Below are 11,366 nucleotides of genomic sequence, written 5' to 3' on the forward strand. Positions count from 1 at the left end.
TTCAATCACCTATTTCATTGGGCGAATGCTATGCCTTGGCCAACAACGTACCAACTCGATCGAGAGGCGCCCATGCTTACACCATTCACCCACGCCAAAATTCAGCACCACACCCATGCCCCAAAATCCGGCAACGCCGTGAACACCGAACTCACAGCGGCAGCCTTTGACGCAGCAGAAAAGGAAATCACATCCTGGGATGGATACAGTGAAACACCACTGGTCGAGCTTAACGGCATCGCCCGTCAGGCCGGTATCGGGCGGCTGTCATACAAAGACGAGGGGCAACGATTTCATTTGCGCAGCTTCAAGGTCTGCGGCGGGGCCTATGCTATACTGCGTGTTTTGCAGCGCGAGTTGTCTAAGAAGCTAGGGCATGGCGTCAATACCGCCGATATTCTGGCGGGCAAGTACAACACCTATACGGCAGAATTCACCTTTGCCGCTTCGACCGATGGTAATCACGGGCGCTCCGTCGCATGGGGCGCGGCTCGCTGTGGTGCCCAAGCCCGCATCTATATCGGCAACGCGGTGTCCGAGGGGCGGGCCGAGGCCATGCGTGCTCTTGGTGCCGAGGTTGTGCGTACCGAAGGCGAATATGCCGAAGCAGTTGCGCGTGTACGCAAAGAGGTCAAGGAAAACGGCTGGTTCGCGGTCATCGACACGGCGTCGCGCGGATATGAGAAGATCCCAGGGGACATACTGGCGGGTTACGGCCTGATCGGGCGTGAGATCACGCAACAATTGTCTGCACCGCCCACCCATATCTTCCTTCAGGCTTCAGTTGGCGGCATGGCCTCTGCCGTTTCCTCGGCCTTGGTGCAGCACTGGGGTGACAGGGCCCCTAAGATCGTGGTGATGGAAACTGAACACGCCCCCAACCTCATTGCCAGCGCGCGCAAAGGTGAACCGGTTGAATTGCCTGTGGAGATTGAAAGCATCATGGGTGGTCTGTCTTGCGGAGAGGTATCCACAAAGGCATGGAGCATCCTGTCTGAGATCGCGCAACACTTCGTCACGGTTCCCGATGACGTGGTCAAACCCGCCATGAGGCTTTTGGCGTCGCAAGAATTTGGGGATCCAAAAGTGGAAGCTGGTGAAACCGGAGTTTCAGGCCTCTGCGCCGTACTCACTTGTGCCATGCAAGCTGATCTGCGCGACCGGTTGGGGTTAAGCGAAGACTCGCACGTTCTAGTTCTGGGAACCGAAGGTGTCACCGATCCCGAAATCTATGCTGCCATCATAAATGAGTGATTGTTCTCAGTGCACAATCGGAGCCCCCCGTATGATCAGCCTGACCCGGTCACAACTCGAAGCTAATATCGATCTGCACAAAGCCGCCCAAATGATCGAGACTGCATACCGCGCGACCTCGCTGGTTTGCCGCAGGCAGGCTGATCTTAAGGTTGGTGAACTTGGGTCTGTTCAACGTGGACTACTGCCTTTTTGCACCAACCAAAACTGTTTTTGGTAAGATCAATGGCCAAGGCACTGATTTCCCACACGCTGTTTCTCCTGAGGAAGAAACATCAGTGCATATTCGCAAAATTCGATGCCGTCGGGTTGGGTAGAGCATCCACATCATCGCACTTGTAAGAAGCGCACACCAAAAAAGTAACCAAAAGCGCAGAAGCGAAATTATGCCAAGTTAAAGGGCGTGGGCCTGATTTCGGACCTAATAGTTCAGTATCCGCTTCCAGCCCTAAGCAGACCTTCAAAACCAAACTCTGCAATTCCAACTTTGCGGACAAAGTCTGAATTCGCTGCGGTTGCTCGAACGACGGCTGCTGACGGATCGCGACGGCGCCCCCCCCCCCCCCGCAGGTCGGGCGGGAAAGGGACTTTCACTGCAATTGCAAACTTCTTTACTACTCGTCGCCAAAGGGGACCAACGTACATCTATCACCGATGGGTAATAATTCCGGCTTTCAAAATGTGGATCTGGGTGCAGCATTCCTTGACCAAAAAAATCATTTTAGTCGCTCAAAAAAACTCTCAAACTCCGCGTCCGAGATTGTTGCGCACTCGTATGGGCCTGGAAATTGCTCCTCTTCAACAGATGCCCTGAACGCTGAAAGTGCAACTCGGCGTTGGTGTTTTATCTGTTCATATAGCGAATTGAGATCACCAAAGGCGCGTGCGTGGCGCGGGCTTTCGGGTTGCTCTCCGCATATGTCATTTTGAAAAAGGTAGATGATGTCTGCGCCGGGACCCGAACCGAGCGATGACGTTATCAGAGATGTGCGGGCGGAAATCTCAGCCATTACTCTGCCACAAATAACTTCAGCCTCTACCGAAAAGGCTCCGGCATCTTCCATTGTGCGAAACGCATTCCAAAGCGCGATAGCCTCTTTTGCAGTCTTACCAACGGCGCGCAGGCCGCCCCGCCAAGTGGATTTGCGAGGAACCAGGCCAAGATGACACATCACGGGGATATCTTCGCGCGCTAAAAGTTCAACAATGTGCGGCCCTCTTGCCGTGTAGATGCTGTCGGCACCATCCTTCATGGCCGCAAACGCGGCGGTCAGCACGTCACTTTCGGTTGCAAAGTCCGGGAGACCGAGTGCAGCTGTGAAGAACAATTCAGGCGCGCCTAGACGCACGGCAGACGTGTTCTGGGCATTGCCCATGATCAAGTCAATTCCGGCATCCTGTGCTGCGGCTGCCTCTTCGATTGTATTGGCTGTTGTCTGCACCAGCTTGCGAATGCCCTTCAAAGCACGCAGGTCTGATGCCGTGTAGTTTCTAAGTGAGAACTTCGCGTCCCAGTCATAGATCCGTTTCATGGCATCACCCAATATCGATGAAGACATCTCCGCCTTCGACTTTCACCGGGTAAGTTTTCAGATTCACACAGACCGGTGAGCGCTTTGCCTCGCCGGTGCGATAATCGAATTGGCCGTTGTGCATGGGGCATTCGATCAGATGATCGATCACCAGACCGTCTTCCAGATGCACTTCTTCATGGGTGCACAAGCCGTCGGTGCAGAAAAATTCGTCTTCGGGGCTTCGGTAGATGGCAAAGGTACGATCGCCATTGTCGTAACGGACTAGATCTTCGGTTTCGATGTCATCGCAAGCGCAGGCGCGGGTCCAGTTCGTCATGGGCTTTCCTGTATTCAGGGGAGTGGGTCACTCGGCCGCTATGGCTGTTGGTCGAGTGTATTCTGGGCTGGGGTTAGCGTCCTTGGGCAGCAACGGCTTGCGGTCGACAAAGTAGAACGGATCGCGCCGCTGGATCAGAATGGCTGGGAGCATTTCGCGAAACGCGGTCAGTGTTCCCGCGTACGCTGGTGGGCAATCGCCTTTGATTTCTTCGTGCAAGGCCGGGAGATTGTAGAATGGAACCATGGGAAACATGTGGTGTTCGACATGGTAGTTCATGTTCGAATATACGAAGCGGAAGAACCGGTTCATGTAGACGGTTCGCGAGTTCAATCGGTGATCCGGGACGTCTTCTGCCAGCCCGGCATGCTGCAGTGATGCAAGCAAGTGATGCAGCCACGAACCATAAAACGTCGGTCCGCCGATCAGCACAATGGGCAGCCATGATTGCAGCACCATTGCCAAAGCAAATGTCATTGCGAAGATTGCGAGATGAACACGCGACGCCAAGAACGCCTTAGAACGGTCGGCTTCGATGAGGAAGGTTTTCTGATCTTTGGTCAAACGACCAGCCGACAGCCAAAACATCTTCTTCAACTCATTCCAACCAGATTGCAGATGCAGCATGTTCCACAGGATGTTGAGTGGATGCGGAGGCCGGGGAAACGCAATCTCGGGGTCTTTTCCGACAATCACAGTATCCGTGTGATGGCGTGTATGGCTCCACCGCCAAAGATAGGGGTTTTTCAGCGACATGAATGAGGCCAGCTGATAGGCTGCGGTGTTGAGCCAAGGCGTTTTGAAAACAGTCCCATGGCAGCATTCATGCCAACGGCTGTCGGCGCAGGATCCATAAAACACCCCATAAAGAATGACAGAAGGCACTGCCCACCATGTACCCCAGGTCAGAACGACCAGAGCACCGGTTGCCAACACCAATCCCAGCCAGATCCCATAGTCGATCAGGGCTGGAGCATCGCGGCGCTTCATCAGTTCCTTCATCCGTTTCCGGAGGACCGGAGTAGAATACCACTGTTTGGGTGCGAAGCTTGGACCGCTGTCCCGGCCCGTCAGCGAATAATCCCGCCAAGGAAGGGTATTGTCCTTCAGCACATCAGGTTCCTTTTCTACATTGCTATTGCCGAGCAGAACCGAGGAGCGCCTGAAACGTCAAACCTGTCGTGATATTTTCTATCATTTCTCTCAGAATATTCCGTAAAATCGATGATATGTTTTATCATGGAGCGCCCTATGGCCCGTGTCACACTCAAAGACGTCGCAGACAAGGCGGGGGTAGGCGTCGCAACAGTAGACCGCGTTCTGAATGCACGCGCGCCGGTTACTGCAGCGACATCTGCGCGGGTTCTTTCAGCGGCAGAAGCGTTGGGGTATCGCTCGGCAGGATTGTTGCGGCGCCGGGTTGAGGAGATGGCTCCAGCAAAACGGCTGGGCTTTATTCTTCAAAAGGAAAGCAAGTGGTTTTATCGCGAATTGGCAATCGAGTTGCAGCAAAAAGCAGAGCAGTTGCGCAGTATCCGGGCAAATGTTGTGGTCCGGTATGTAGAAAGCCTGTCGCCGTCCGAGCTTGCAACTGCGATTGACGAAATGCGCGGCAAAGTAGACGCCATAGGCTTGGTTGCGATTGATCATCCAGAGATCAATCGTGCGATCGCCAGCGCCGATGTCCCTGTCATTGCATTGCTCTCGCCGCTGTCTTCGCCTCACGTTACTGCCTATGTCGGGATCGACAGTCGAAAAGCGGGGCGAACGGCAGGTTGGGCGATGGCGCGTCTTGATCGAACCGAAGGCGTGGTTGGCATCCTTATCGGGTCGCACAGGTATCTGGGGCACGAAGCGCTTGAGAGTGGGTTCAGAAGCTACATGCGCGAATTTGCACCGCAGAAACCTCTTCGAGACTCTGTGGTGTATCTGGATGACGCCGCAGTCGCATATGAAGCGACAGCAGAATTGCTGCGGGCCAACAAAGACCTCTCCGGCATCTATCATTGCGGAGGCGGGGTGACCGGAGCATTGAAAGCGCTGCGCGAGGCAGGGCAAGCGCGCGAAGTTGTCTACATCTGCCATGAACGGACACCGGTTACCGAAGCCGCGCTTGCCGATGGCAGCATCGATTTGGTGATTAACAACCCGCTGGATCAGGTTGCAGATCGAGTGACTCAGATGATGTCCCGGTGTCTGACCGGAAAACCAATTCAGGAACAGGTTGGAGTTATTCCGTTTGATCTCTGCATATCTGAAAACCTGTGAGCATCAACCGAAGGTGGCGCCGTTGATGTTTTCACGGGTGATGACTTCAACCGGAACGACCTCAGCCTGATGGGGCCGGTTTTCCAGTGTCGCGATCAGGGTCTGAACGGCTTGTTCAGCGATCCGTTGCATATTCTGATGGATGACAAGATCCATTGATCCGTCCAGCAGGTAGTTTCTCGTTTTCGGCGTAAGGTTGTGGCCGATCAGCATGATTTCTCCCGTCAAATCGCGATCAGCCAGAGCCGCAACAATGCCTTCGTTGCCGCCGCCAACGTTGTAAATGCCCAGCAGACCAGGATGTTCGTCCAGCATCTGGCCCACCACCACGCGATTTTCCTGCACATCATCGTGGCCGATATAGGTGCCCACAACGCGAAGATGGCTGAAATCCCTTCGCAAGGCTGACCGAAACCCCATCTCTCGATCCGAATGATTGCGATACAGTTGCTCGCCGGAAATCACGCCGACGGTTCCGGATTGCCGTAGCATCCGACCCATAAAATAGGCCGCTGTTCGTCCTGCGGCCATGTTGTCCGTTCCGACGAACTGACCCAACACAGGGCTGACCAGATCGGACACGACGGGAATGCACGGAATATTCAAACCGTGCAGCTCTTCTACAGCGTCGCGAACCCGCGGATCATCCAAAGCCTGAAAACCCACTGCGTCAATTCCCTGCCCGGCGCAAGCTCTTAGCTTTCGTGCTAACACGGACGGTTCCAGTTTCGTGGAAAACACGCATTCGACCGTAGCGCGGCCATTGGTAAAAACATTCTGAAAGCAATCACCCAAAAATTCTGTCGATGGCCCGGCTTCCTCTGGCAGAAATATCTTCAGTCGCCAGGGTCGCGTAGGCTGGTCCAATTGAGCGCCGGATTCGATTGCGTGCTTTGCCTGCAATACGCGCTGGCGGGTCTCAGATTTAACGTTTGATCTGTTGTTCAGAACCCGGTCAACCGTGGCAGTGCCTACCCCCGCAATCTTGGCAATCTCCGATACGCGTGCCTTCTTTGGGATTATTGGAACTTCATCGCTCATGGGCATGGGTTACCATCAAAGTAGATCAAAATCACCCTCAAATTACTCAAATAATACATCAAAACACATCAATACCGTCATTTGATGCAATTTTTCTTGCCACGGAATTGTGAGGGGGCTTATCCCAACGTCATGCAACGGGATCGAGTCCCGTTCAGGGAGGATAACATGACCAATACAGCTAAATTACTGGCCGGGGTTGCCGGCCTAATAATGACGGCCAGTACAACACTGGCGGCGGACTTCACCTTTAAATATGGCAACGAGCAACCAGAAACCTCAATCCGTTCGCAGTCCATGGACTGGTTCAAGACCGAACTTGAAAAACGTACGGACGGTCGCATCGAAGTCGAGAACTTCTTTGGTGCCGCCCTTGGTAATGAGCGCGAAATGATGGATCAGGTGACGGCCGGTTTGTTGCAGGGCACGCGTGGCGGTTTCTTTGCCGACGCGTCCGGGGCATTCAACCTGTACCAGTTGCCGTTCCTCGTCGCGAATTGGGATGAGATGGAATGTCTGGTCGGTTCGGACTTTACCAAGGGCGTTCAGGCCCGTGCTGAGGCGAACGGATATCACATCCCTGCTACCGGTATCAGCCAAGGGTTCCGGGCCTATACCAACAACGTTCAGCCAATAACCTCGGTTGGTGATCTGCAAGGTCTGCGCATTCGCGAACCGCAATCTGATCTGATGATCGCCACGGGCACGGCCATCGGGTCTGTTCCGGTCGCCATGCCGTTTTCCGAAGCATATCAGGCGTTCAAACAAGGTGTGATCGACGGTCAGCACAACCCGCCGCAAAACATCTGGGACTTCAATATTCACGAAGTGCAGAAGTATCTGACACTGTCGAACCACATGACCGGCCCCGATCCTTTGATCGTCAACAAGGCATGGTATGACGGTTTGCCCGAAGACCTTCAGGCCACCTTTGACGAGGTTGCGGTCGAAGCGATGGCGATGTCGGACAAGCTGTATCGCGATGCTGAAACGAACATCGTCGGCGAACTCGGCAAGCACATGGAGATCAACGAACTGACGCCAGAAGCCCTGGCGGGTTTTCAGGAAGCCGTTGCGCCGGTCTATCAACAGATGATCGACGCGGGTCATTTCACGATGGATGATATCGACTCAGCCCGTGCTGCAGCGGCGTCCTGCGGCTAATCTGACACGGCAATTCCGGACGCGGTCATCCTGCGTCCGGAGTCCCTTCTTACCGGAACCGGGTTATGGATACGCTTTCTGCAATTGACCGTGTACTGACGCGCGTTATCGAAGCGTTGATGGTCGTGCTGTTCGGGGTGTTTCTGGTGATTGTCGTCACCAAAGTCCTGATGCGCCCCTTTGACATGGCGATCTACGGCGTCGACGAACAGGTCAAGATCGCGTTTCTTTGCACCTCGGCCTTGGGTGGTGCCGTCGCGATTACGAAGCGTGAGCATATCGCGATCACATTCTTCATCGACATGATGCCCTACTACGTCAAAATGGCCTTCTACGTGGCAGGGCTTGTCCTCGTGGGAGTGATGAACGCGGCTTTGGTCTGGCTGTCCATCGATTGGATCGCAGGGCCGGGGAAAAACATGTGGCAACCCTTCGGGATGCCTCAGGCCTATGTGTTCATCATTGTTCCGATCTCCAGTTCGATTGCCGTGTTCTATTGCTTTGTTCGGGTGGTTCTGACTCTGGGCGGTCGGGATTCCATCAATGTTCTCTGGATGCCGGAGGACTGACATGCTGATCCTGTTCACTACACTGGGAATATTGTTGGTCTGTGGAGTTCCAATTGCCTATTCTCTGGGGCTGGCGTCACTGGCGTATTTCCTGATCGAGGCTCCTGCGGCGACTGGGTTCGTTGTGCAGCGCTTCTTTTCTGGCATCAACAATTACCCGCTGGTTTCACTGCCCTTCTTCATTCTGATGGGCTTGGTGATGAATTCCGGAGGCATCACGCGGCGCCTGCTGGACCTGTCCATGTTCTTCGTCGGTCGGTTGAAAGGCGGGCTGGGATTGGTCAACGTCGTGGGCTCGATGATCTTTGGCGGCATCTCGGGCTCTTCCGCCTCGGATACTGCTTCAATCGGGTCCGTGCTGATACCTGAGATGGAGAAACGAGGTTACCCCAAGAGTTTCGCAGCAGGGATCACGGTTGCCTCGTCCACTATGGGAATGATCATCCCGCCGTCTGTTCCCATGATTATCTACGCCGTTGCCGCCGAAGAGAGCATCGGTCGCCTTTTTCTGGGCGGGATCATTCCTGGCATCATGGTTGGTTTACTTCAGCTGATCGTCGTTTGGTTGCTGGCCAAGAGGAACGATTACCCGACCGAAGACGTACCGTTCACTTTGGCCGAAGCCGGGCGGCAGGCCAGACGTTCTGCCGCCGTAGCACTGATGCCCATCCTGATCGTAGGTTCCGTCGTCTTCGGTTTCGTTACCCCAACCGAAACAGCCGGGGCGGCCGTAGTGTATGGCCTGATAATCGGATTGTTCATTGTCGGCTTTGGCGTTCTGAAAGATTTGCCGGGGGCCATGCGCCACGCCATCATCATGTCGGCCAAGATCATGATGATCATCGCATTCAGTCAGGTGTTCATCACTGTACTGGCATTGGAACGTGTGCCCAATCAATTAGCCGATTTCGTTTCGGGGCTCGGACTTGGCCCAGTCGCCTTCATGGTTCTGACAGCCATTTTGATCCTGATGGCGGGTACGTTCATCGACGTCAGCCCCGCCATTCTATTACTGACACCGGTTCTGTTGCCGGTTGCTGAAAAGCTGGGCGTTTCCGGCGTGCATTTTGGTGTGGTGATGGTCTCAGGGTTGGCGGTTGGTGCGTGCACACCGCCGGTGGGGAATTGCCTCAATGTCTGCGCTGCAATCTGCCGTCTGCCAATCGGGAAGATTTTCATCGGGGCGGCACCGTTCCTGCTGGCAAATGTGGTCGTGCTGCTTTTGATCGCGATCTTCCCGCAACTGGTCATGTGGATACCGGACGCGGTCATGGGGCCGTAACGATACGGAATTGGGCAGCGGGGTGTCTTCCGGACCAGCCCGGCCTTGGTCAGCCAAAGCCTGAAATCCCCGCACACATCGACGCCCAAAAAAATATGGGCGCCAAACCTCAACTCCGGCAAGGCCGGGCGACACAATAGGAAGACAATTATGCAACGTGCAGGTGTCATAGGATTGGGTGATATGGGCAGCGGACTGGCTAAAAACCTGATCAGAAACGGTTTCGAAACCACCGGTTTTGATCTGAGCGAGGCACGCCTGAACGCGCTGGCCGAAATGGGCGGAGCGCCCGCTGCCAGCGTGGCAGATGTGGGGGCCAACGCGGATGCAATCTATGTCATGGTCATGAATGGTGATCAGGCCAAGTCCGTCATTCTTGGTGAAAACGGCTTGGTCAGTCACATGGCGCAAGGCGGGGCGGTCATTTTGACAGCTACGATCAAACCGCGTGAGGCCCGCGAGATTGGCGAGGCCATGGCCGGTTCGGGCATCCACCTGATCGACAGCCCTGTCTCTGGCGGCTTTCCGGGTGCGCAGGGCGGTACGTTGACCATGATGGCCGCGGCCCCTGATGCCGTACTGGACGAATTCCAACCAGTGATGGAGGCGGTCTCGGCCACCATTCACCGCGTAGGGGACGGGCCCGGCCAAGGTCAGACCGTAAAAGCATGTCTGCAGACTCTGATCGGTTCAATCTTTTCGGCAACATTTGAGGCGTCGGTTCTTGCCGCCAAGGCGGGCGTGAAGGGCGAAAACCTGTTCAAGGTCTTTTCGACCTCTGGCGCGGGATGCGGATGCACCAACACAGCGCTGGAAAACATCATCGACCGTAAATTCGAAAACACCGGTTCGGGCATCGGCACAATGCACAAAGACCTGACCATCTCTCTGGATCTGGCCGAGGAACTGGGCGTTCCGATGCATACTGCTTCATCCGCTATGCAGATTTTCCATGCTGGCAAAGCCAAGTTCCCTGAAGGCGACAATTGGGCCTGCACCCGCGTTATCGAAGACATTGTCGGCGCTGAGCTGCATCGCTGAGAAAGGACAAGAACATGAAACTTGGCGTTATTTGTGATGGCATCAGTCGCGACCTGAAACACGCGGTCAATGTGATGGATGAGTTTGACCTCGAATATGCCGAACTGCAATTTGTCGGGGATACGGAGGTTGGCGATCACTCTGCTGATGAGATCAAGGAAATTGACACTCTGCTTCGGGATCGGGGCAAGCCTGTATCCTGTCTGTCGCGCCACATCTTTGCTGGGATGACCGGGGCGAACAAACCAGGGGACGACCTGCACAGCAAGCATATGGATGCTCTGAAGCGCGTGATCGACATGGCACATGTGGTCGGCAGCCCATTGGTTCGCATTATGACCCCCAAGAAAGAGCAAATCCTTTGGGGGTATGGAGGTGCCGAAAAGTGGAACGTCGCCAAGGGTGCATGGGACGCTATGCTGCCCCTGATTGCACCGGCGATTGACGTTGCCAAGGACGGCGGAGTGACTTTGGTCGTCGAAACGGGCAACGGGACCATGGTGAATTCGAATTACACCGCCCGTAAGCTGATCGATGATCTGGATGCCAAAGACACGTTGAAGGTACTTTGGGACCCGGCCAACAATTGCTGGTGTCACGAACAAGCGTTTCCTGCTGGGTATGACGAAGTGAAAGATGGCTATCTCGGGCACATCCACATCAAGGACGTTCAAGTCGATACGCCCCGCGCGACATTGACGGTCAAACAAATGGGCGAAGGCCAACTGGCCGATCAGTTTCAGCCGATGGCGGATGCTCTGAAAACCGACGCCTATGATGGGGTGATATCATTCGAAAGTGTCTACCACCCCGGTAACGGAAATTTCGAAGACGGTTTCCGCCGCTGTATTGATCGCTTCAAAGAGCATTTTGGTTGAACCTCTGGCGAGACCGCT

At 54.8% G+C, this 11,366-nt stretch carries 11 protein-coding genes; 7 read left to right on the top strand and 4 right to left on the bottom strand.

Translation table 11 applies throughout. From position 1 onward, the window contains the following. Window positions 1-72: 72 nt before the first annotated feature. A complete protein-coding gene (locus ABLN94_RS04070) occupies window positions 73-1,254 on the top strand; it encodes a diaminopropionate ammonia-lyase (protein WP_352989469.1) in 1,182 nt (393 codons plus the stop codon). Between the two features lie 716 nt (window positions 1,255-1,970). On the opposite strand, the gene ABLN94_RS04075 is transcribed toward ABLN94_RS04070, so the two are convergent. Genes ABLN94_RS04075 through ABLN94_RS04085 form a run of 3 tightly spaced genes read right to left on the bottom strand, consistent with a single transcriptional unit; the run spans window position 1,971 to window position 4,095 of the window. Beyond that, window positions 1,971-2,786, bottom strand: a complete 816-nt coding sequence (locus tag ABLN94_RS04075) for a 3-methyl-2-oxobutanoate hydroxymethyltransferase (protein ID WP_352989471.1) — start codon at window positions 2,784-2,786, stop codon at window positions 1,971-1,973. A 4-nt stretch (window positions 2,787-2,790) separates the two neighbouring features. Further along, complete coding sequence (locus ABLN94_RS04080; protein ID WP_352989473.1) at window positions 2,791-3,105, bottom strand: MocE family 2Fe-2S type ferredoxin; 315 nt, start codon at window positions 3,103-3,105, stop codon at window positions 2,791-2,793. A gap of 27 nt (window positions 3,106-3,132) precedes the next feature. Next, the gene (locus tag ABLN94_RS04085) at window positions 3,133-4,095 is read right to left on the bottom strand and encodes a fatty acid desaturase (RefSeq protein ID WP_352989475.1); all 963 of its coding nucleotides are present in this window, start codon (window positions 4,093-4,095) and stop codon (window positions 3,133-3,135) included. 261 nt (window positions 4,096-4,356) lie between these two features. Between ABLN94_RS04085 and ABLN94_RS04090 the strand changes: the two genes are divergently transcribed. Continuing rightward, window positions 4,357-5,373 (top strand): LacI family DNA-binding transcriptional regulator, encoded by a 1,017-nt coding sequence (locus ABLN94_RS04090; RefSeq protein WP_352989478.1) that lies wholly within the window; start codon window positions 4,357-4,359, stop codon window positions 5,371-5,373. Window positions 5,374-5,376: 3 nt separating this feature from the next. Here the strand turns inward: ABLN94_RS04090 and ABLN94_RS04095 are convergent, their stop codons facing one another. Continuing rightward, window positions 5,377-6,414 carry a LacI family DNA-binding transcriptional regulator gene (locus ABLN94_RS04095; protein ID WP_352989480.1) on the bottom strand — a complete coding sequence of 346 codons (1,038 nt, stop codon included), beginning with the start codon at window positions 6,412-6,414 and terminating at the stop codon, window positions 5,377-5,379. Between the two features lie 168 nt (window positions 6,415-6,582). On the opposite strand from ABLN94_RS04095, the gene ABLN94_RS04100 reads away from it, so the two are divergent. The 5 genes from ABLN94_RS04100 (at window position 6,583) to ABLN94_RS04120 (ending at window position 11,348) form a co-directional block, all read left to right on the top strand. Continuing rightward, entirely contained in the window at window positions 6,583-7,578 is a 996-nt protein-coding gene (locus ABLN94_RS04100; RefSeq protein ID WP_352989482.1) for a TRAP transporter substrate-binding protein, read from the top strand. Window positions 7,579-7,643: 65 nt separating this feature from the next. Next, window positions 7,644-8,147: a TRAP transporter small permease gene (locus ABLN94_RS04105; RefSeq protein WP_352989484.1), complete on the top strand. Its 504-nt coding sequence runs from the start codon at window positions 7,644-7,646 to the stop codon at window positions 8,145-8,147. Window position 8,148: 1 nt separating this feature from the next. Continuing rightward, window positions 8,149-9,429: a TRAP transporter large permease gene (locus ABLN94_RS04110; protein ID WP_352989487.1), complete on the top strand. Its 1,281-nt coding sequence runs from the start codon at window positions 8,149-8,151 to the stop codon at window positions 9,427-9,429. A gap of 150 nt (window positions 9,430-9,579) precedes the next feature. After that, window positions 9,580-10,470 carry an NAD(P)-dependent oxidoreductase gene (locus ABLN94_RS04115; protein WP_352989489.1) on the top strand — a complete coding sequence of 297 codons (891 nt, stop codon included), beginning with the start codon at window positions 9,580-9,582 and terminating at the stop codon, window positions 10,468-10,470. 14 nt (window positions 10,471-10,484) lie between these two features. Then, window positions 10,485-11,348: a sugar phosphate isomerase/epimerase family protein gene (locus tag ABLN94_RS04120; protein WP_352989492.1), complete on the top strand. Its 864-nt coding sequence runs from the start codon at window positions 10,485-10,487 to the stop codon at window positions 11,346-11,348. Window positions 11,349-11,366: the final 18 nt, after the last annotated feature.

This window comes from Ruegeria sp. SCP11 (assembly GCF_040329455.1).
Lineage (GTDB): Bacteria > Pseudomonadota > Alphaproteobacteria > Rhodobacterales > Rhodobacteraceae > Ruegeria > Ruegeria atlantica_E.